The sequence below is a fragment of the Prevotella sp. P5-126 genome (genome assembly GCF_002251185.1).
GTDB lineage: Bacteria > Bacteroidota > Bacteroidia > Bacteroidales > Bacteroidaceae > Prevotella.
This window is the reverse complement of the sequence record NZ_NPIZ01000007.1, coordinates 21,184-42,454: the sequence shown is the minus strand read 5'-3', so window position 1 is coordinate 42,454 and position 21,271 is coordinate 21,184. Positions and strand designations below refer to the sequence as shown.

Here is a 21,271-nt window from a genome sequence, read left to right as displayed (position 1 = left end):
TGTACTGTTGACAATGAAGAAAATAAACTCGATAATTTGTTCGTTGATGCTCTCGTTGCTGTTGCTGACATCTTGCTATAATAGCGAAAACAGAGAGGAAATACTCAAGGTCTATAATTGGGCAGATTATATCGATGAGAACGTTTTGACTGATTTCCCAAAATGGTATGAAGAGCAAACGGGAAGAAAGGTGCGAATCATCTTTCAGACATTTGATATCAACGAGGTCATGCTTACCAAAATCGAGCGGGGGCATGAAGACTATGATGTGGTGTGCCCGTCAGAATATATTATTGAACGTATGTTGCGCAAGAATCTGCTCTTGCCGATAGATACTTGTTTTGGAAAAACTCCCAATTATATACGGAATATTTCCCCCTATATCATTCGGCAGATTGATGCAACAAGTAATAACGGGCGTGTGGCTCACCATTATGCCGTGCCTTATATGTGGGGAACTTGTGGCATCTTGTATAATAAAGCGTATGTAGATAGAAAAGACGCCCAAACGTGGGGGACGTTGTGGAATAGCAATTATCGCAACCGTTTACTTATGAAAGACTCCTATCGTGATTCCTACGGAACAGCACTCATTTGGGCACATCACAAGGAAATTGCTTCAGGAAAATTGAGCGTAACCCAACTGATGAATGATTATTCTCCAGAAGCCATCAAAACTGTGGAACGGGAATTGAAGGCTATAAAACCTAATATTGAAGGATGGGAGTCTGATTTTGGCAAGGAAACGATGACCAAAGGAAAGTCATGGCTGAATATGACGTGGAGCGGAGATGCTGTCTGGGCTATTGAAGAGGCGGGTAAAGTGGGAGTCGCTCTGGGGTACGAAGTTCCTCGCGAAGGAAGTAATGTTTGGTTTGACGGATGGGTTATTCCCAAATATGCACGTAATCCGAAAGCCGCAGCTTATTTTATCAACTACCTATGTCAACCCAAGGTGGCTCTTGCAAATATGGAGACAACGGGGTATGTCAGTAGTGTGGCAACTCCAGAAATTCTGGCGCAAATGAGTGATAGTGTGGAATATCCGGAAACAGTCAATTTAGGTTATTTCTTTGGAAAAGACGCACATAAGGCGCACCTCAATCCTATTATGTATCCAGACAGTCAGGTGGTATCCCGATGCGCTATGATTCATGATGCAGGCGAACATACGGCAGAGGTGCTCGACATGTGGTCAAAAGTAAAAGGAGATAATCTTGGAGGGGGACTTGCGGTATTCCTTCTGACTGCTGTTGCCATACTTACAGTTGTTGTGGTCATACGCAAATATGAACACAACAAGCACCGCAGACTTTCACGCAAACACCGTCGACGTCATGTAATCCGCTTGTAAATGGCATCGTGAACTGCGAATTAGCCAAAAAGAACAGTATTTTGTTCCCAATAATCATTAAAATATTTTGTGTTCTGCTCACTTTTTTATACCTTTGTACATTGAAATTGAAGTGGCGAAATGCGTCAGAGGCCACGAAAACGGCCTTAAACGCGATTTTGCACAAAAATGACGAAAACAAAAAACAATTAAATAATGGATCAAACTATCGACAACGACAGAATCCTTAAAATTAACATCGAAGAAGAGATGAAGTCGTCATATATTGACTACTCCATGTCGGTTATTGTAGCACGAGCCCTTCCAGATGTTAGAGACGGATTCAAACCTGTTCATCGCCGTATCCTTTATGGTATGATGAATGTAAACAACGTATCAACTCAACCTTATAAGAAATGTGCACGTATCGTTGGTGAGGTGCTTGGTAAATACCACCCCCACGGAGACTCTTCTATCTATGGCGCACTTGTGCGCATGGCGCAAGATTGGAACCTTCGTTATACGTTGGTTGACGGTCAGGGTAACTTTGGTTCGGTGGATGGAGACTCACCTGCTGCCATGCGTTACACAGAGTGCCGACTTTCGAAAATGGGTGAGCATATCATGGATGACCTTGATAAGGACACCGTAGATATGACCAACAACTTCGACGACTCCCTCCAAGAGCCTACCGTAATGCCTACCAAGATTCCTAATCTGTTGGTTAATGGCGGTAACGGTATTGCCGTGGGTATGGCCACCAATATGCCTACCCATAACCTGAATGAGGTGATTGACGGATGCTGTGCATATATTGATAATCCAGACATTGATGTGGATGGACTTATGGAATACATCCCTGGACCCGATTTCCCAACAGGAGCATACATCTATGGTCTGCAGGGCGTGAAAGATGCATATGCAACTGGTCGCGGACGTATTGTAATGCGTGCAAAGGCTGAAATTGAGACCGGTGAAACCCATGATAAAATTGTGGTAACAGAAATTCCTTATGGTGTCAATAAGGCTGATCTTGTTAAATATATTGCCGACTTGGCCAATGAACACAAGATAGAAGGTGTTGCCAATGTTAACGACGAGTCTGGCCGACAGGGTATGCGTATCGTGGTAGATTGCAAGCGTGACGCTAATGCCAATGTACTGCTCAACAAACTGTTCAAGATGACTGCTCTGCAGAGCAGTTTCTCTGTCAATACCATCGCGCTTGTCAATGGTCGTCCTCGCCTGCTGACACTCAAGGATTGTGTGAAGTACTTCGTAGAACATCGTCACGATGTGACCATACGTCGCACCAAATACGATTTGAAGAAAGCACAGGAGCGCGCACATATTCTTGAAGGATTGATTATTGCTGTCAACAATATCGATGAGGTCATTCATCTGATTCGTCAGAGCAAAACGCCAAGCGATGCGCAACGCGCTTTGGAACAGCGTTTTGAACTTGATGAAATGCAGTCGAAAGCAATCGTTGACATGCGTTTGGCACAACTCACAGGATTGCGCGTGGATCAGCTCCATCAGGAGTATGATGATATTATGAAACTCATTGCCGACTTGGAGGAAATCCTGAACAATCCTGAGCGTTGTAAGGAAGTGATGAAAGAGGAACTCCAGGAAGTGAAGGAAAAATATGGAGACGAGCGTCGTACCGTAATCATTCCATTTGATCATGAGTTTAATGCAGAAGACTTCTATCCAGACGATCCTGTGGTGATTACCATTTCGCACATGGGGTACATCAAGCGCACGAAACTTGACGAATTCCACGAGCAAGGACGTGGTGGAGTGGGAGCCAAGGCTGCCCGACATCGTGACAACGATTTCACAGAGTATATTTATCCTGCCACTATGCACAACACGCTTCTCTTCTTTACTCGTAAGGGACGTTGCTATTGGCAGAAATGCTATGAAGTGCCCGAGGGCGACAAGAACTCGAAGGGACGTGCCATCCAGAACATGCTCAACATCGAGTCTGACGACGCTATTAATGCTGTACTCCGCGTGAAAAACTTCAACGATGAGGAATTCCTCAAAACACACTTTGTGGTGTTTGCCACCAAGAAGGGTATCATCAAGAAGACTTGTCTTGAAGCATATCGCCATCAGCGTGCTATCGGTGTGAAGGCTATCAATATCAACGATGATGATGAAGTGGTTGCAGTACGTCTGACCAATGGTCATAACGAATTGCTGCTGGCAAACCGAAACGGACGTGCTGTACGTTTCAATGAAGATCAGGTACGCACAATGGGACGTGTCTCTACCGGTGTTATCGGTATGCGACTTGACGAAGGAGATGACGAACTCGTAGGAATGGTATGCGTCAACGATCCACAGACAGAGTCTATCATGGTTGTCTCAGAAAACGGTTATGGAAAACGTTCCGATGTAGAAGACTATAGAAAGACTTCACGTGGAGCTAAGGGTGTGAAGACTCTTGCCGTGACCGAAAAAACTGGTCGCCTTGTAGCCATCAAGGTGGTAACCGACGAGAATGATCTGATGATTATCAATAAAAGCGGTATTCTTATTCGTCTTAAAGTTGCCGATGTACGAATCATGGGACGTGCTACCCAAGGTGTACGTCTTATCAACCTTACCAAGAAAAACGATACAATCGCTTCCGTATGTAAGGTTGATAGCAATGCCGATGAAGATATCGAAACCGAAGAGGTGGATGTGAATGACGATGAGGCATAATAGCTTGAAAAAAGGAAAAAGTATAAAATAACAGTTTAATTAATAATTAAAGCTTATGAAAAAATTATTTGTAATGGCAATGATGTGCATCGCAAGCGGTGCTGCATTTGCTGGGGACAGCCCCGAATTGAAGGCTATCCTGAAGGCTAAGACTTACGATGAGGCTGCAAGTCTTGTCAAAGCTGCTAATCTGCCTAATGCAGAAGAGAAAGCTAAGGCTTACAACAAATTGGTAGATTTGGCCATGTCGAAGGTTACCAAGGAAACTGGTACTATTGCAGAGAACCAGTTGGCAGAGCAGATGAAGACCGGTAAAGTGGAGCAATACGATACACTCGGACTTGCTGATGCTATCTGCAATGCAATCAACGACGCTATCGAGTGTAACAAATACGATCAAGAGCCCAACGCCAAAGGCAAAGTAGCTCCTAAGTTTGCAGAGAAGAATGCTCAGCGTATATGGTCTGTACGTACTCATCTTGTAAATATCGGTCAGGATGTTTCACGTTCAGGAAACGATGCTGCTGTGCTGAAATATTGGGGCGCATTCCTCGATTCATCAGCTGATCCCCTTTTCGCTTCACAGGAACATGAGTCACAGAAGGCTTATTTCGGACAGGTTGCATTCTTCGCCGGTCGCTATGCTGCCCAGGCAAAGGATATGACTCGTGCAAATAAATACCTCGATATGGCTATGGAAGATCCCGAACAGAAGACTGAAGCTCTGAATCTGAAACTGTATCTTGGTCGTAGCGAACTGAAGACCAAGCAGGACTCTCTTCAGTATATTGAAACCTTGAAGGATCTTTATGTGAAGAACCCAGAAAATGCTGTCGTACTTGATGGTCTTTATATCATGTATGGTGAGATGAAAGACAGAAAAGCTCAGGATGCTTTGCTCGACAATCACTTGGCTAAATATCCTAACGATTTCACAGCTCTTGCAGACAAAGGTATGCTTCTCGCTATTGACGACAACGATCCTAAAGCTGGTGCAGAATGGCTGCGTAAGGCAATTGCTGTAAACGACAAAAATGCTGTGGTACAGTACTATCTTGGAACTTGTTTGATTGTTCAAGCTGGAAATACTGAAGATACGAATGCTCGCAAGGCACTCTTCCAGGAGGCTGTAAAGGCACTTGATGCTGCCAAGGAAATTGATCCAGACAAGGCGCAGGTACGTTGGGGCTACAACCGTTACCAGGCATATTACGGCCTTTATGGTGCAGACGATCCCAAAACAAAGGCTGCAGAAGCAGAAGCAAAATAATTAGACAATACTATAGCAGATGAAGAAGCAACGCTTGCTTGCCTTGTTTCTCTTGCTGCTCTCCTTTATACCGTGCCTGCAGGCTCAGAAGAAAGAGCTTGGTCAGGCACGGTCTTATATCAAGAGTGGCAAAGATTATGACAAGGCGGAAAAACTCATGACAGACCTGCTTCAGAAAGACTCTACGTGTCATACGAATGAAAAAGTCTATCTGATGTGGTTTACTTCTGTCTTGAAACAATACGAAGCGGCCAACGAAAAATTGTATCTTAAACAGAAATACGATACAGCGGCCTTCTTCGGATTGACTCACCGTCTATATGCCATTGCTGAGTCGCTCGATTCAATAGATGTGGCAGAACATGGTGGAAAGAAACCGCGTTTGAAGTATCGGGAGGGTCATGCGCGTTTGCTCAACCAGCTTCGTCCCAACCTCTATTTCGGCGGAACCTATCATGTAGGTAAGGGTAATTATAAAGAGGCAATACGCTTCTTTGAAACCTATTTGGAAGCCGACAACCAACCACTTTTCCAAGGATATAATTATTCTTCAAAAGATTCCAGAATGCCACAGGCGGCCTATTGGGCTGTCTATTCGGCTTACAAATTGAATGATGCCGACAAGGTGTTGCACTATGCTCCTATGGCGATGGCTGACACTGCAAAGACCGCCTATACGCTGTTGCATGTGGCTGAGGCTTACGAATGGCAACGGAATGATTCGGCTTATCTCGCAACTCTTGACGAGGGGTTCGTGCGTTTCCCAGAACATCCTTATTTTTTTCCACATTTGGAAGACTATTATACGGGGAATGGTAATTTTGAGATGGCGCTGAAATATGCAGAACGTGCTCTTGAGGTAAATCCACAGAACACTATCTTCCAATTGGCCAAAGCCACGTCTCTGCTTAATCTTGAACGTTATGATGAGAGTGTGCGGATCAGCGAGCGGCTTATTGCCGATTGTGATACGATGCCGGAACCATACTATACGATAGGGTCTGCTTATCTAAATCAGGCTTTGACAATGGAAACGGGAGTGAAGGCACGCGACAACAAAACGAAGATTCGTGAATTTTATATCAAAGCGCGGCCTTATATGGAGGCTTATCGCAAACTTGCACCTAATGAGAAAAAGAAATGGGCTCCTGCACTTTACCGTATTTATCTCAACCTCAATATGGGGAAGCAGTTTGAGGAAATTGACCACTTGATGCATGATTGATAACCAGATCAGATCTTTAGGTATTAGTAGTTGATCAGAACTTCAAAGATTGGGATAATAGTAATCCTTATAGTTTGAAAACATTTATGGAAAGACGAGGCTTGCTAACCATAGCATGCCTCGTCTTTGGTAGGTATACGCGGCATGGGCATTGGCTAATGGGCGAAGTGTAGATTCATGATAATGTATTAGTAGAAACATATAATAGGGTGAAGGGGGCTTCGTTGAGAAGTCAATTCTGAAACTGAAATAATAAAAGTGATTTGACGCCTTGTCGATATTTACCTTAGTAGTCTTTTACTTCTCCTATCAAGTTCCCTTTGTTTCTGTATGGTTATGGGACTCAATTGGGACTCACTTGGGATTTTGTTAGGAATTACTGTTTTTGTATGTGAAAGGAATATGTTGTGTGATGATGGACGATAAGGTAATTGTCAAAGAAATATTCGATTAAACTCGTAGCGTCGAGAATAAAAAATTCTCTTACGCATTACAGTATTACAGTATTACAGTTTTTGAAAACGGATTTTTTTACCAGTTTGAATGCGATTTTGATATCTTTAAGATGGCAAATTTACTATTAACTCATCGTATTTGCTCCTTGAAATCTGTAATACTGTAATAACTGTAAATTTTGAAAATGTAAATAAAATGACTTCTTTTGTGTATTGGAGTAATCCTTTGATGATATAATACGGACTGTAATAGGATAGAAAAACGAGGCATACTTGATTACAGTATGCCTCGTTTTTGAAAGTTATTATTTATTGTTATTTAGTGTGTCGATCCATGAAGATTTGTACGGCAGTATTGCCCATTTGTTTGGCCTTCTGTAGATTGGCCATTCCATCTTTTTTATTATCTGACAGCCATTGTGCTGCGCCAAGGAAATAATAGCCGTCGCTTTCGTCTGGTGCCAATGTGATGAGTTGTTGTGAGGCTTCAATAGCTTCTTTGTACATGGCAACTCTTACCAGAAGTGCTGCTTTTTCTGCTAGGTATAGTGTGGCTTGAGGAGCTAGTTCTACTGCCTTGTCTATGTCGCTGAGAGCTTGTTGGTAAAGGCGTCCTGCCACTTCCGACTGTTCTCTCATATAATAGAATGGTGCGTCGAGTTGGGCAACCATTAGAGTGCCATATTCGTTATAGTCGGCAACAGCCAAACGGTATTTTCCTGCGTCATGTCTGGCTTGTGCGCGTGCTAGAAGAAATGGTGCAGCTTCTTTCAAATACGGTTTGTTGTATAGAGCTACTGCACTATCGAGGAGTGCAAGTTGCTGTACGGTATCTTTCTTCTGAGCTTTGCATAGTGAGGCGGCATAGAAGATGTCTGCACTTCTGAGGTCGCTGTTTGTCAACTTCATATAGAGGTCACCGGCTTCGTCGTATTTCCCTTGTGTATATAGAATTTGAGCTTCCTGTTGCATATAAACGCTTTGTGGTTCTGTCTTGTAGGCTTCGCGTGCTTCTGCAAGTGCCTTGTCGAGAGTCCAAGGGGCAAAAGTTTTTTTATCGTTGCTCTGGAGGCAGTATTGTAATACCGTTTGTGCATACTGATAGTGTGCATCAGCTTTGTTGCTTCCCATCTTCACAGCTTGTTGAAGGTATTTGTCGGCCTCTTCATAGCTTTCGTTGCTGATGGCAATTCTTGCTAGATTGACGTAGCCGTCGGCTGATTCGGGAAACTGTTTCACGAAACGTCTGACGTAATCTGTGTATTTTTGCGTCTTGAAAGCGTTGCGTGCAACGAATAGTGTCAGTAGTGCATCGTTGATGTCTGAGGGAATGGCAATATCGATGTTTGTAGCTTGTATTGCAGGATCATTGAAACTTAATCCGTTAAGTTTCAGGTTTGCCGCAAATGGTGCAGAAACAGCATAGGCATCGGCCTGTTTGGTATTTGAAGATGGTTGGATGAGTCCTATGAGTTCTCCTTTATCGTTCATTACTGGTGAACCGTTTTCAATATTAGATGCTGTTGTCTGGATATTGTAGTAACGGTACGATTCCATGAATGTTTCCCCACTTTTAACAGAGGCTTTGATTGTTCCTGGTTTTTTGTTGGCAGAGTAGGGTAGAATCCATACTTCTGATCCGTCTGTGGCTTGAGATTCTGCAATGTTTATGGCGTTGGCTTTTTTGGTCTGTACTCTGAATTTTGCCACATCGTACATTTCGTTTGCACCCATGAGATTCTCAACGGTCCATTCCTTTCCTGTGGCGTCGATAACCACAGCTTTTTGTGCACCTCTGAATGGTGTGTAACTGCTGATTGCCTCTCCATCTTCTGTAATAAACACACCTGTAGTGCTTGCAAGAAGACTACCGTCTGTTGCGAAGGTTTTGAGCGTGAATACACTTTTTGTTGCTTTTGCAGCCCATGATGGTGTTTGTGCATTTGTTGTGGTCAATGCCATGAAGGCAAGGATGAAAGCTATAGTTTTCCTTTTGTATGATATCAGTATTTTCTTCATATTCTTGTTTTTTTATGCTTTGGTTATGAGTGTCTCAACAGTTGTCTTGCATTAGCGATGGCGGCTTCAGAAACGTCGCTACCGCTTAGCATCTGTGCAATTTCATTAACTCTTTCTTCTTCGTTGAGTCGTTGCATTTTGCTGATGGTTCCTTGGGTACTTTCCTGTTTCGATACTTTATAGTGTACAGTTCCGAGTGCTGCAATCTGCGGTAGGTGTGTGATGGATATGACTTGTCGGTCCTTGTCTCCCATTTCCTGCATGATTTCAGCCATGCGTTCTGCAATTTTTCCACTTACTCCAGTATCTATTTCATCGAAGATGATGGTTGGTAGTTTGACAGCTCCGCTAATCATGGCTTTCAGCGAGAGCATGATGCGTGCTATTTCTCCTCCCGATGCTACGTGAGCAATGGGTTGGAGCGGACTTGATGTGTTGGCGCTGAATAGAAAAGCTACTTCATCGTGTCCGTCACGTCTGAGTGTAGTGGTATTGATGCTGATTTTGAATTGGAGTTTTGGCATTCCAAGTGCTGTGAGTCGTTCGTGCATTTGCTTCTCTATAATTGTTGAAGCCTTTTGTCGTTTCTGTGAGAGCTTTGATGCTAGTTTCTCGCAGTTGTCATGAAGTTGCTTGATTTCATTTCTCAACGTATCGAGTGCTTCGTCTCCGTTCTCCATATCTTGCAGTTGTGCGGCATATTTGTTTCGCAACTCTATGAGTTCTGCTACAGTATCTACATGATGTTTGTTTTGCAACGAGTAGAGTGTATCGAGTCTTTTTTCTATCTGTTCTTGTTCTGCAGGGTCGAATTCCACATTTGACAATTGGTATTCCATGTCCTGTGCCAAGTCTTTGACTTCAATATAACATGCTTGTATGCGTTCTGTCCATGCTGTGGCTTCGGGCAGGATGTTGCAGATGGAGTTGAGTGCGCTTAGAGCTTTTCTCAACTGTGGCTCTGTTCCATATTCTTCTGCGGTTAGACAATTGTTGGCGGTGAAGAGTGATGTCTTGATGTCTTCGCTGTGTGCCATCATATCGCGTTGTTGCTCAAGTTCTTCAAGTTCACCTTCCTGTAGTTGAGCATCTTGCAGTTCGTTATATTGGAATTGTATGAAGTCTTGATTTTGTCTGTTCTGTCTGATTTGTTCTTCCAATTCGTGGAGTTCGTGCTGTTTTTTCTGCAAGCGTTCATATTGGGCAGCATAGTCTCCGAGCAGAGTTTGGTTTTCTGCAAGAATATCTACCACCTCCATTTGGAAGTCCTGTTTTCCGAGCAGCAGATTCTGATGTTGTGAGTGCACATCTACTAATTGTTCTCCGAGTTCTTTGAGTAGCGAGAGTGAAACAGGTGTGTCGTTGATGAATGCTCTGCTTTTTCCGGCAGCAGTCAGTTCCCTTCTGACGATGCAATCTTGAGCATCGTAGTCAATATCATTTCGTTCGAAAAACTCTTTCATCTTGTATTTTTCCAAGTTGAAATGAGCCTCTATGACGCATCTGTCTGTACCTTGCTTGATGGATTTTGTGTCCGCCCTTTGTCCCAAGAGTAATCCTATGGCTCCGAGTATAATGCTTTTTCCCGCGCCAGTTTCTCCTGTGATGACAGAAAAACCTGTTTCGAACTCCATGTCAAGCAGGTCAATGAGTGTAAAGTTTTTGATGTATAATCGTTTAAGCATGATGCATTACATTTTCATTTTTACTCTTTTATTTTCTCCCATGCATTGTTTTGCGAAGCATTGATATCTGTGAGCAGATTGTATATCTCTTCGCGCTCTTTTGCCGTACCTTTTCCTTGGAAGATGTTGGTCAGTTCGTCGCGCTTGTAGTCGGTCCATATTTGTGGCATTCTGCTCATCATTTTGTTTTGGTGTGCTTGTTTGAGGAGTTGTAGTGCGCTGCTGATGGTTTTTCTTGCCCTTTCAGTATTGGTAACCATCTGATCGAGTCCTTTTCGATAGTATTCGTATTGCAGTTGGCGAATGGGGCGCATAGGTTCATCGAGATAGTCGCTAATGATGCTGTATCTGTTTCTGTCGTTGTCGAATGCTTTCCATCCTGCAAATCCCAATGACTGAGCGTTGTTGACCAACAGGTAACATTGTTGCAACACATCTGTTCCCCCCATTGGTGAGAAGGTGTCGAGATCTATTCCTATGATGAGGTAGGCGTAATAGGCCATGAGCGCTGTGAGTTGATGGTCTATTGTTTCGGGGTGAAAATTGAGTTGGTCGTATTCTGCATAATCAAAGTTGAAGTCAGTATCTTGATTGCTGTAGATGGTTGTGGTGTATGTTGATCCATAAACCGGTCTTATTGCCTGTATATTGGCTGTTGCTTCCATCCTTCCTGTGCTTTTGTCGTATTTGCCGACGGTGATGTTAAATACACAGTTGATGCGCTCTTTCTTATCAAACTGGAGGTCAGTCCATTGCCTGTCGTTGACAAATTGCTGGAGTGATTGTTCCAGTTGTTTGAATACACGTTCATCAGTTCCTTGCACCTGCGCATGGTTTATACTGACGCGTGCTTGTAGTTCTTGGGCTTTGATTTCTCCCCAGCAAGCAGCGACAATCAGTATGACCATTATGCGCCAGTGTTTCATATAATCTCCTCCAGTTCGTTGACGATATCGATGGCAACTTCTTGTTTGTTTTTCTTCCCGAACTCCTTTTGTTCCTCTCTTGTGACGATGCAGATTTTGTTCTGGTCAGATTTGAAACAAGTACCTTCATTTCTCAATGAGTTGAGCACGATGAAATCGAGGTTCTTGCGCACGAGCTTATCTTGTGCATGAGCCATTTCGTTGTTTGTCTCAAGTGCAAAGCCCACAAGTCTTTGCCCTTCTTTTTTCATTTTTCCGAGTTGGGCAGCGATATCATGGGTAGGCTTGAGCCTAATGACGAGGTCATCTTTTTCTCGCTTTATTTTCTCTTGGGCCATGTTTTCTGGCTTGAAGTCTGCCACTGCTGCACATAGAATTGCAGCATTTGCCTGTTTAAAATGTTCGACAGTAGCTTCATACATTTCTTCGCAGCTTTCCACGTCAATACGATTGATAGCGGAATGTGGTGTTTCCAGTGAAACTGGGCCGGCAACGAGTGTGACATTCGCTCCTCTTAATGCACATTCTCTAGCGAGTGCAAATCCCATTTTTCCGCTTGAATAGTTGCCGATAAACCTCACGGGGTCTATCTTTTCGAATGTGGGACCTGCGGTGATGAGAATGTTTTTGTTTTGCATGGAGCTCTGTGTGTTAAGTGCGCTGTCGAGGAAATCCACGATGCGTTCAGGCTCTTCCATGCGTCCTTTTCCTTCCAAGCCTGATGCCAAAAATCCGCTTTTGGGTTCGATAATGGTATGGCCGAAGGATTGTAGGCGTTTCATATTGTCCTGTGTGGTAGGATGTTTGTACATGTCGAGATCCATGGCAGGAGCAATAAACACAGGGGCTTTCATTGACAGATAGGTGGTAATGAGCATGTTGTCTGCCACTCCATTTGCCATTTTTCCCAGGGTTGAAGCGGTACAGGGAGCTATGAGCATAGCATCAGCCCAGAGTCCGAGTGTAACGTGCGAGTTCCATGTTCCGTCACGTTGCGAGAAGAATTCGCTGATGACTGGTTTTTGAGTGAGTGCCGATAGTGTGATGGGAGTGATAAATTCTTTTCCAGCAGGAGTAATGACCACTTGTACTTCAGCGCCTCTTTTAATCAGTCCTCTTATGATGAGACATGCTTTGTAGGCTGCGATAGATCCTGTGATGCCTAATACTATTTTTTTTCCTTTAAGCATTTATTATCGTGTTAAATTGGAAGCTTCGCGCAATCTGATGCGTGTCAGCACTTGTTTGGTATTGTTGGTGAAGTCTCCTTGCATAATCCAGCTATAGTAGCCCGGATCGATATTGAGTACGGTAGTTACGGGGGTTCCTTTGTATTTACCGAAGTTGAACATTTCAGTCATAATGGGGTTACCGTCTTTATCGAGTATGTTTTTTCCTGCTCGGTCTTTCAGTTCTCCCCAAACAATTCGTCCGGCAAAATCCACGTTGTTGTTCATACGTGAGAATTCTGCGAGAAACTTCATGTCGTTCTGTAGTATGCGCTCTGGCTCTTCCTGTCGCTCTGCGGTGTACATGTCGAGTTCGCCTTGTAACACTCTGTATGTTGCCTCTGTGTCTTCGTCGGCGCGGTGTGCGGTGAAGTCTTCTTCCATTTTTCTTCCGCAATAGAATTTATAGGCTGCAGCCAAGTTTCTACGCTCCATTTTGTGGTAAATGGTTTGTACGTCAATCATGTTTCGTTTTGAAAAGTCGAAGTCGATATTGGCGCGCAGAAATTCTTCTGCAAGAAGAGGTACGTCGAAGTGATTGGAGTTGTAACCAGCGATGTCGCTGTCAGCGAAAATTTTATTGATGGTCTGGGCTATTTCCTTGAAAGTGGGTTGTCCTTGTACATCTTCATTGCTGATGCCTGTGAGTTGTACGACGACGTCAGGAATGGGTTTCTCTGGGTTGACGAGATAGTTTCCTCTTTCTTCTCGTCCGTCAGGGAATACCTTGATGTAGGATATCTGTATGATTCGGTCTTTGACGATGTCTAATCCTGTTGTTTCAAGATCAAAGATGACAAGTGGTTTCTGTAAGTTGAGTTTCATGATGGTTGTATTTAATAGATATAAAAAAGGCGATTGATAACCGCGCGCTTGCTACTCGTAATTCCGAGCGTGCTATACTATTGCGCTACGATTACCAATCGTCCGTTGTGTCTTATCAGTCGTTGAGGAGCATAGGCATCATCAGCATGAGCACGTCTTGCCCTTCTGGCTGTTCTGATGGAATGACGAGTCCTGCACGGCTTGGGTCAGCCAATTGTATGATAACCTCTTCGCAATCGAAGTTGGTAAGTATTTCGATGAATGCTGATCCTTTGAATCCAATGCTCATGGGCTGTCCGTTGTAGTCGCAAATCATGCGTTCGGTAGCTGTCTTTGAGAAGTCGAAATCTTCTGCGTCGAGCTGTAGGGTGCTTCCTTCTACATGGAATCGGATAAGGTTGCTTGAGTCGTTGGCAAAAGGTTGTACGCGGCGAAGAGCTGCGAGTAGAGCCAGCCTGTCAACGGTTAGCGTGTTGGTGTTGTTCTGTGGAATTACAGAATTGTAGTTTGGATAACGTCCTTCAATCAGTCGGCATGAGAGTCTTCCATCACCGTAGTTGATTTCCGCATTGCGTTCGTTGAATTTGATTTCTACGTCACCTCCATCCTTCTGCAACAGGTTTTTCAGCAGGCCAGCAGGTTTTTTGGGGAGAATAAATGATGCAGGCTGTTCGCTTTGTACGGTGAATACTTTGTTGCGAACGAGTTTGTGACCGTCTGAAGCCACCACAGCGAGATGTTCAGGAGTGAGATCAAAGTATATTCCGTTCATTACCGGTCTGAGTTCGTCTTGAGCTGTTGCGAAGAGAGAACGGTTGATGTTGTCGGCAAGCACGTTGCTTGGCATCACGATGGTGTTTATTCCTTCTGTGATAGGTTGGCTCTGTGGGTATTCGTCTGCATTCTCCACAGGCAGCGAGAAAAGGCCGTTTTGGTAACTGATCTTTGCGATGTTATCCTGAAGGTTGACATCGAATGTGATCGGCTGCTCTGAGAATCCCTTGATGGCTTCGAGCAAGTCATGGTTGTTGATGGCGAAACGACCGTTTGCGTCGCTTTCGGTCAGTTCCATCTGTGTGTTGATGACATTCTCGCTGTCAGAGGCTGTCAGATAGAGCACATTGTCTTGGATGTCGAACAGGAAGTCGGCCAAGATAGGCAGTGAGTTCTTGCTGTTGATGACTTTTGCGAGAGCATTGAGTTTGCTGCTGAGCGCAGTGCTTGATACTGTAAATCTCATGAATATTGTTGTTTATATGTTTTTAGCATTTTTACCGAGTACAAAAATACAAAAATAGTTGTTGACTTGCAAAAATATTTGGAGAAAAGTGTTCTTTTTAGAACTATTTTTCGTAATTTCGCAATCTGAAACATAAATTCAATAAATAAGACTAATATTACATTATGGAATTAACAGGAAAAATCATTGCCGTATTGCCGGCAAACAGTGGCGTGTCTGCACGTACAGGAAACCCTTGGATGTCTCAGGAATATGTCATTGAGGTACCGGGTCAATATCCCAAAAAGTGTGTATTCCGCATTTTCGGTGAGGATCGTATAAAACAGTTCAATATCCAGCAGGGCGAGGATCTTACTGTTAGTTTTGACATTGATGCACACGAGTACAATGGTCGTTGGTTCAATGAAATCCGTGCTTACAATGTGAACCGTGGTGTTGCCGCTGCTCCTGTGGGTGCTCCTATGGCTGGTGCTGCTCCTCAGACTGCTACATCTCCATTCCCTCCTACTCAGGAGCCTGCTGAGGGAAGTAGCGATGATCTGCCTTTCTAATAGTCTGTCGTTCACTCAAACAGATATTCGAGCAATTGACTTTGGGGTCGGTTGCTTTTTTTATATATGAGTTTGAGTTAATAGAGTAGGGCATTATGGGTATGTGGTTTAGAGTTAAGATTTCAGTCTTTCCATTTGTATCCTTCGTGTATGTTATGGGGATTCTTGGAAAGCTATCGGCTCATGGAACTACAGATTCTCTGAATATTAAATCCAGAAATCATGGGCCTATGGATTTTTTTATTTGAATTCGCAGATTGTGAACTGTTGTCTTCTATGTAATACTAAAAAGACATAGAGGATAGAGAAGAAAACAAAGCAAGTAACTTATGAATAACTTATGAATACAAAGAGAGGCTGCAACCTTATCGATTGCAGCCTCTGCTTATATTGTGGAGTGGGAGGGATTATTCACCCTTCTCCATCTGAGCCTTCAGATTGGCCAGAACGTCGAGGTCACCGAGAGTGGTGCTTGCTGCGATGTTCTCAATCTTTGGAGCGTCGTCCTTCTTAGCGGCACGAGCCTTCTTGGCTGCAGCCTTCTTCTCCTCACGCTGAGGATCCTCGAAAGTGCGGCTGTGAGAGAGGATGATGCGCTTAGAGTCCTTGTTGAACTCAATAACTTTGAAGGACAGAACCTCACCCTGAGTAGCCTGTGAGCCATCTTCCTTAACGAGGTGCTTAGGAGTAGCGAAGCCCTCTACGTTCTCGTCGAGCTGGATAACAGCACCCTTCTCGAGGAGTTCAACGATCTTACCCTCGTGGATAGAACCAACGGTGTATTTCTCCTCGAATACATCCCAAGGATTGTCCTCAAGCTGCTTGTGGCCGAGAGAGAGACGGCGGTTTTCCTTGTCGATGTCGAGAACGACAACGTCAATCTGTGCACCAACCTGTGTGAATTCAGAAGGATGTTTAACCTTTTTAGTCCATGAGAGGTCGCTGATGTGGATCAGGCCGTCAACACCTTCTTCAAGTTCAACAAATACACCGAAGTTGGTGAAGTTGCGAACCTTGGCGCTGTGTTTGCTGCCAACGGGATATTTCACTTCGATAGCCTCCCATGGATCTTCCTTGAGCTGCTTGATACCGAGTGACATCTTGCGCTCGTCGCGGTCGAGAGTGAGGATTACGGCCTCTACCTCGTCGCCAACCTTCAGGAATTCCTGAGCTGAACGCAGGTGTTGGCTCCATGACATCTCTGATACGTGGATCAGACCCTCTACACCAGGCTGGATCTCTACGAATGCACCGTAGTCGGCAATAACGACTACCTTGCCCTTCACGTGATCGCCTACCTTCAGGTTTGCATCGAGAGCGTCCCATGGATGTGGAGTGAGCTGTTTCAGACCGAGAGCAATGCGCTTCTTCTCGTCATCGAAGTCGAGGATAACGACATTGATTTTCTGATCGAGCTCTACTACCTTATGAGGATCGTCTACGCGACCCCAAGAGAGGTCTGTAATGTGGATGAGTCCGTCAACACCGCCGAGGTCAACGAATACACCGTAAGAAGTGATGTTCTTGACAGTACCTTCGAGAATCTGACCCTTTTCGAGCTTGCTGATGATTTCTTTCTTCTGAGCTTCCAGTTCGGCCTCGATGAGAGCCTTGTGTGAAACTACTACGTTGCGGAACTCCTGATTGATCTTGACAACCTTGAATTCCATGGTTTTGCCTACGAACTGGTCGTAGTCGCGTATGGGGTGAACGTCGATCTGGCTACCGGGCAAGAAAGCCTCGATGCCGAATACGTCAACAATCATACCGCCCTTAGTGCGGCACTTGATGTAGCCCTGGATGATTTCCTCGTTCTCGAGGGCTGCGTTAACACGCTCCCAGCTCTTAGAGAGGCGTGCTTTCTTGTGAGAAAGTATGAGCTGACCTTTCTTGTCCTCTGCATTTTCTACGTAAACCTCTACAACGTCACCTACTTTGAGGTCGGGGTTGTAGCGAAATTCTGATGCGGGGATGATACCGTCGCTCTTGTAGCCGATGTTTACGACTACTTCTTTCTTGTCTGCACTGATTACGGTTCCCTCTACTACCTGATGCTCGCTCACTTTGTTGAGAGTCTCATCGTAGGCCTTGTCGAGGTCTTCCTTGCTGACATTGACAGTCGTACCGTTTTCAAACTGGTTCCAGTCGAAATCGGCCAGCGGCTGTACGTTCTTTGTTAATTCTGACATAATTAAAAAAATTGTTTGTTAATTTAATAAAGTTGGACTTTATGTGAACTGTGATTGTAGGCCTATACCCACAAATCGGCTGCAAAATTACAAAAAAAATAGTTTCCTACCAAAGTTTTTTGCCGAAAGTTGTATAATATCCTTCGTTTTCTCGCCGGGATATAATAAAAACGAGCTTTATTCTGCTTATTTGGCTTAACGTGAACCCTGAACTTCGTTCTTCGTTTTTTCTCCATGGCATAACTCGAAGGAGTTCGGTTCTGCTCATTTGGCTTAACGAAAACGGTGATTTTTCTTTGTTTTATATTTATGTTATGAGCCAAGTCAAACTAAGTCTGACTTGGCTCATGTTTTTTGTCACGTATTTACGTGGTTCCTTTGTGAGTCTGCGCGGTTTTTATTGCGGTTTTCTCGTTTTTTTTTTGCTTAGTAGCTTCTGGCGATGATGACGCGTGCTTTTGAAGGCTTACCGCTGACCATATCTATGCCCGGAGTCTGCTCGTAGGCAAAAGGTACGCAGCGAATGGTGGCCTGAGTTTCTTCTTTGATCTTTGCCTCGGTCTCGGCGGTGCCGTCCCAGTGGCAGAGGAAGAAACCTCCGTCTTTCACGCGTTCCTTAAACTCCTCGTAGTTGTCGCATTCATAAACGCGTGAGTCGCGCCATGAGCGTGCTTTCTCGAAGATGTTCTTCTGGATGTCTTCCAACAACTGCTCTACATGCTGAGCGATGCCGTCGATGGAGTGTGTTTCTTTCTCCAAAGTATCGCGGCGCATCACTTCGATGGTGCCGTTCTCTAAGTCGCGAGCACCCATTACGAGGCGTACAGGTACACCTTTAAGTTCGTAGTCGGCAAACTTGAAGCCGGGACGCTTGTTGTCCGAGTCATCATATTTCACGCTGATGCCTTTTGAACGCAGTTCGTCGATGACGGGTTGCAGACGTTCGCTGATGTGTTTCAAATCGTCTCCCTTTGAGATGGGTACGATGACCACCTGGATAGGGGCCAGTTTTGGAGGTAATACCAAACCGTTGTCATCTGAGTGAGTCATGATGAGAGCACCGATGAGTCGGGTAGAAACGCCCCATGAGGTGGCCCAGACATATTCCGGTTTGTTCTCTTTATTAAGATAGGTGACGTCGAAGGCCTTGGCGAAGTTCTGCCCGAGGAAGTGTGAAGTACCGCTTTGCAGTGCCTTTCCGTCTTGCATCATGGCCTCGATGGTATAGGTGTCGAGTGCACCTGCAAAGCGCTCTGTTTCGCTCTTTACACCCTTCAATACGGGTACAGCCATCCATTCTTCTGCAAATTTTGCATAAACAGCCAGCATTTTCTGTGCTTCTTGTTCTGCTTCTTCTTTGGTGGCATGGGCGGTGTGACCTTCTTGCCACAGAAATTCTGAGGTACGGAGGAATGGGCGTGTGCGCATTTCCCATCTCATTACGTTACACCACTGGTTGCACATCAAAGGCAGGTCGCGCCATGAGTGAATCCAGTTTTTGTATGTGTTCCAAATGATGGTTTCTGAGGTAGGACGTACGATGAGTTCTTCCTCCAGTTTTGCAGCTGGATCTACTTCTACGCCACTTTTGTCTTCTTTGGCGCGCAAGCGATAGTGGGTCACCACGGCGCATTCCTTGGCAAAGCCTTCTACGTGTTCGGCTTCGCGGCTAAGGAATGATTTTGGTATCAACAGAGGGAAATAGGCGTTCTGTGCGCCAGTTTCCTTAAACATCTTGTCCAGTTGCTGTTGCATCTTTTCCCAGATAGCATAGCCGTAAGGTTTGATCACCATGCATCCACGCACGGCTGATTGCTCGGCCAGGTCGGCCTTGACCACAAGGTCGTTGTACCACTGGCTGTAGTTGTCTGCTCTTTTTGTCAGCTCTTTAAGTTCTTTTGCCATAAAAATACTTGTAGAAATCTAAAATTTGGTGCAAAGTTACTAAATAATTCATAATTCATAATTCATAAATGATTTTTTTTTCTACCTTTGCATCAATTTAATAAGTATTCACGTAACAAAAAACACAAAAGAATGAAAATCAAGGCTATTTCGCTTGCACTCTGCTTTGGCATGCTCTTTACAGGGTGCAATAACATGCAGAAAGGAGCAGGTATTGGCGCTGGAGGTGGTGCTGTGCTTGGAGGTATAATCGGAAAAATTGCAGGAAATACTGCTGTTGGCGCAGCTATCGGAGCCGCAGTAGGTGCAGGAACAGGAGCGATTATCGGCAAACGTATGGATAAGGTGAAGGCTGAGGCTGCCCAGGTAAAAAATGCTCAGGTTGAAACTGTGAAAGATACCAATGGACTCGATGCTGTCAAGGTGTCGTTTGACTCAGCTATTCTTTTTGCCACCAACAAGGCCGAACTCAGTCAGAGTGCCAAAAACTCGCTGGCACAGTTCTCTAAGGTGCTTAATAATAATGCTGACCTCGATATTGCCATCATTGGTCATACCGATAATACGGGTAACGATGGTATTAACCAGCCGTTGTCTGTCAGTCGTGCTCAGAGTGTTAATAGTTATCTCCTTTCTTGTGGTGTAAAATCCGCTCAGATTAAGCGTATTGAAGGCCAGGGTTCTACTAATCCTGTAGCAGATAATAGTACTGCTGCAGGTCGTAAGCTCAATCGTCGAGTAGAGGTATATATGTACGCCAGTCAGAAGACTATTCAGCAGGCACAACAGGCAAACTAAATGGGCAAACTTACAGTATCGCAGACTAAAACTCTTGTTTTGCAGAAGATAAGAAAAGTGTTATTATGGATAGTGGCAACGTTTTTCGTTTCCACTATTCTTTCTGTTGTCGTATTGCGTTGGGTGCCTGTTTGGTTTACTCCGCTCATGTTTATCCGTCTTTTCCAACAGGCAGGACAGGGGCATGAATTGGTGTTGCGCCATCGTTGGGTGCCTCTTGAGGATATTTCCCCTTCACTTCCCAAGGCAGTTATGGCAGGTGAGGATGCTCGTTTTCTTGACCATCATGGTTTTGACTATCGAGCCATAGAGTATGCTGCCATGCGTAATATCAGTCATCCCGAAAAGCGCAAACTTGGTGCCTCTACTATCTCACAACAGACCGCTAAGAATGTTTTTCTTTGGCCTGGCCGTTCGTGGATACGTAAGGGTTTTGAGGTCTATTTTACCGCGCTTATTGAGTTGATATGGTCTAAAGAGCGCATTATGGAGGTCTATCTAAACTCTATAGAAATGGGTGATGGAATTTATGGTGCGAGTGCTGTGGCAGAGTGGCATTTCCATAAGTCAGCTGCCGATTTGACAAAGTCGGAGTGTGCTCTTATTGCCGGTTCGTTACCCAATCCGCGCAAATACAATTCTGCTGATCCTGGTCCTTATCTACGAAAACGTCAGGGGCGCATTTTGCGTGAAATGAGGTTTGTAAAGACGTTGCCTGATAAATGATTATTGCTTTGCAATATGGTATTCTCCTTGTCGGAAATCGACAGGGAGTTTTTTTGTTTCTCTTATCTGTTTCCTCTCTGTCCCCCATGTCGTCCGTATGTTTATTGGGACTTACGTGGGAGTTGCATCAGACTTACTTGGGAAATGCCACGGACTTATATATATTAAGATGTA

The 21,271-nt window shown here is 44.4% G+C and carries 15 protein-coding genes; 7 read left to right on the top strand and 8 right to left on the bottom strand.

Annotation, left to right across the window (positions count from 1 at the left end; genetic code table 11):
- Positions 1-13 precede the first annotated feature (13 nt).
- From CIK90_RS00870 to CIK90_RS00855, 4 genes are all read left to right on the top strand, one after another.
- Positions 14-1,354, top strand: a complete 1,341-nt coding sequence (locus CIK90_RS00870; protein ID WP_094464086.1) for an ABC transporter substrate-binding protein — start codon at positions 14-16, stop codon at positions 1,352-1,354.
- A 195-nt stretch (positions 1,355-1,549) separates the two neighbouring features.
- On the top strand, positions 1,550-4,054 hold the full coding sequence (gene gyrA, locus CIK90_RS00865) for a DNA gyrase subunit A (protein ID WP_094390034.1): 2,505 nt from the start codon (positions 1,550-1,552) through the stop codon (positions 4,052-4,054).
- Positions 4,055-4,109: 55 nt separating this feature from the next.
- Positions 4,110-5,324, top strand: coding sequence for a hypothetical protein (locus CIK90_RS00860; RefSeq protein ID WP_094390035.1), 1,215 nt, complete (start codon positions 4,110-4,112; stop codon positions 5,322-5,324).
- 19 nt (positions 5,325-5,343) lie between these two features.
- Positions 5,344-6,549 (top strand): tetratricopeptide repeat protein, encoded by a 1,206-nt coding sequence (locus tag CIK90_RS00855; RefSeq protein ID WP_094464085.1) that lies wholly within the window; start codon positions 5,344-5,346, stop codon positions 6,547-6,549.
- A 770-nt stretch (positions 6,550-7,319) separates the two neighbouring features.
- Here the strand turns inward: CIK90_RS00855 and CIK90_RS00850 are convergent.
- From CIK90_RS00850 to dnaN, 6 genes are all read right to left on the bottom strand, one after another.
- The gene (locus CIK90_RS00850) at positions 7,320-9,023 is read right to left on the bottom strand and encodes a serine protease (protein WP_094464084.1); all 1,704 of its coding nucleotides are present in this window, start codon (positions 9,021-9,023) and stop codon (positions 7,320-7,322) included.
- Between the two features lie 23 nt (positions 9,024-9,046).
- Entirely contained in the window at positions 9,047-10,708 is a 1,662-nt protein-coding gene (gene recN / locus CIK90_RS00845; protein WP_094464083.1) for a DNA repair protein RecN, read from the bottom strand.
- A 20-nt stretch (positions 10,709-10,728) separates the two neighbouring features.
- Positions 10,729-11,616 carry a DUF4835 family protein gene (locus tag CIK90_RS00840; RefSeq protein ID WP_254046238.1) on the bottom strand — a complete coding sequence of 296 codons (888 nt, stop codon included), beginning with the start codon at positions 11,614-11,616 and terminating at the stop codon, positions 10,729-10,731.
- A 14-nt stretch (positions 11,617-11,630) separates the two neighbouring features.
- Positions 11,631-12,824 (bottom strand): bifunctional phosphopantothenoylcysteine decarboxylase/phosphopantothenate--cysteine ligase CoaBC, encoded by a 1,194-nt coding sequence (gene coaBC / locus CIK90_RS00835; protein WP_094464082.1) that lies wholly within the window; start codon positions 12,822-12,824, stop codon positions 11,631-11,633.
- A 3-nt stretch (positions 12,825-12,827) separates the two neighbouring features.
- Complete coding sequence (locus CIK90_RS00830; protein ID WP_094390041.1) at positions 12,828-13,688, bottom strand: 3'-5' exonuclease; 861 nt, start codon at positions 13,686-13,688, stop codon at positions 12,828-12,830.
- A 115-nt stretch (positions 13,689-13,803) separates the two neighbouring features.
- Complete coding sequence (gene dnaN, locus CIK90_RS00825; protein WP_094390042.1) at positions 13,804-14,928, bottom strand: DNA polymerase III subunit beta; 1,125 nt, start codon at positions 14,926-14,928, stop codon at positions 13,804-13,806.
- Between the two features lie 164 nt (positions 14,929-15,092).
- On the opposite strand from dnaN, the gene CIK90_RS00820 reads away from it, so the two are divergent.
- Complete coding sequence (locus CIK90_RS00820; RefSeq protein WP_094390043.1) at positions 15,093-15,479, top strand: DUF3127 domain-containing protein; 387 nt, start codon at positions 15,093-15,095, stop codon at positions 15,477-15,479.
- Positions 15,480-15,886: 407 nt separating this feature from the next.
- Here the strand turns inward: CIK90_RS00820 and rpsA are convergent, their stop codons facing one another.
- Together rpsA and proS are read right to left on the bottom strand one after the other, a co-directional pair.
- Positions 15,887-17,668 (bottom strand): 30S ribosomal protein S1, encoded by a 1,782-nt coding sequence (gene rpsA / locus CIK90_RS00815; protein ID WP_094390044.1) that lies wholly within the window; start codon positions 17,666-17,668, stop codon positions 15,887-15,889.
- Between the two features lie 426 nt (positions 17,669-18,094).
- On the bottom strand, positions 18,095-19,573 hold the full coding sequence (gene proS / locus CIK90_RS00810; protein ID WP_094464081.1) for a proline--tRNA ligase: 1,479 nt from the start codon (positions 19,571-19,573) through the stop codon (positions 18,095-18,097).
- 132 nt (positions 19,574-19,705) lie between these two features.
- Here proS and CIK90_RS00805 point away from each other — a divergent pair, with 132 nt between their 5' ends.
- Together CIK90_RS00805 and mtgA are read left to right on the top strand one after the other, a co-directional pair.
- Positions 19,706-20,371 (top strand): OmpA family protein, encoded by a 666-nt coding sequence (locus CIK90_RS00805; RefSeq protein ID WP_094464080.1) that lies wholly within the window; start codon positions 19,706-19,708, stop codon positions 20,369-20,371.
- Complete coding sequence (gene mtgA, locus CIK90_RS00800; protein WP_094464079.1) at positions 20,372-21,097, top strand: monofunctional biosynthetic peptidoglycan transglycosylase; 726 nt, start codon at positions 20,372-20,374, stop codon at positions 21,095-21,097.
- The last annotated feature ends 174 nt before the right edge of the window (positions 21,098-21,271 follow it).

Excerpts from the sequence above, each read along its gene's own strand:
- CIK90_RS00820 (WP_094390043.1), top strand. The coding sequence starts at position 15,093 with ATGGAATTAACAGGAAAAATCATTGCCGTATTGCCGGCAAACAGTGGC.
- CIK90_RS00830 (WP_094390041.1), bottom strand. The coding sequence starts at position 13,688 with ATGAAACTCAACTTACAGAAACCACTTGTCATCTTTGATCTTGAAACA.
- CIK90_RS00840 (WP_254046238.1), bottom strand. The coding sequence starts at position 11,616 with ATGGTCATACTGATTGTCGCTGCTTGCTGGGGAGAAATCAAAGCCCAA.
- CIK90_RS00855 (WP_094464085.1), top strand. The coding sequence starts at position 5,344 with ATGAAGAAGCAACGCTTGCTTGCCTTGTTTCTCTTGCTGCTCTCCTTT.
- recN (WP_094464083.1), bottom strand. The coding sequence starts at position 10,708 with ATGCTTAAACGATTATACATCAAAAACTTTACACTCATTGACCTGCTT.
- mtgA (WP_094464079.1), top strand. The coding sequence starts at position 20,372 with ATGGGCAAACTTACAGTATCGCAGACTAAAACTCTTGTTTTGCAGAAG.
- rpsA (WP_094390044.1), bottom strand. The coding sequence starts at position 17,668 with ATGTCAGAATTAACAAAGAACGTACAGCCGCTGGCCGATTTCGACTGG.
- dnaN (WP_094390042.1), bottom strand. The coding sequence starts at position 14,928 with ATGAGATTTACAGTATCAAGCACTGCGCTCAGCAGCAAACTCAATGCT.
- CIK90_RS00870 (WP_094464086.1), top strand. The coding sequence starts at position 14 with ATGAAGAAAATAAACTCGATAATTTGTTCGTTGATGCTCTCGTTGCTG.
- CIK90_RS00805 (WP_094464080.1), top strand. The coding sequence starts at position 19,706 with ATGAAAATCAAGGCTATTTCGCTTGCACTCTGCTTTGGCATGCTCTTT.
- CIK90_RS00860 (WP_094390035.1), top strand. The coding sequence starts at position 4,110 with ATGAAAAAATTATTTGTAATGGCAATGATGTGCATCGCAAGCGGTGCT.
- CIK90_RS00850 (WP_094464084.1), bottom strand. The coding sequence starts at position 9,023 with ATGAAGAAAATACTGATATCATACAAAAGGAAAACTATAGCTTTCATC.
- proS (WP_094464081.1), bottom strand. The coding sequence starts at position 19,573 with ATGGCAAAAGAACTTAAAGAGCTGACAAAAAGAGCAGACAACTACAGC.
- gyrA (WP_094390034.1), top strand. The coding sequence starts at position 1,550 with ATGGATCAAACTATCGACAACGACAGAATCCTTAAAATTAACATCGAA.
- coaBC (WP_094464082.1), bottom strand. The coding sequence starts at position 12,824 with ATGCTTAAAGGAAAAAAAATAGTATTAGGCATCACAGGATCTATCGCA.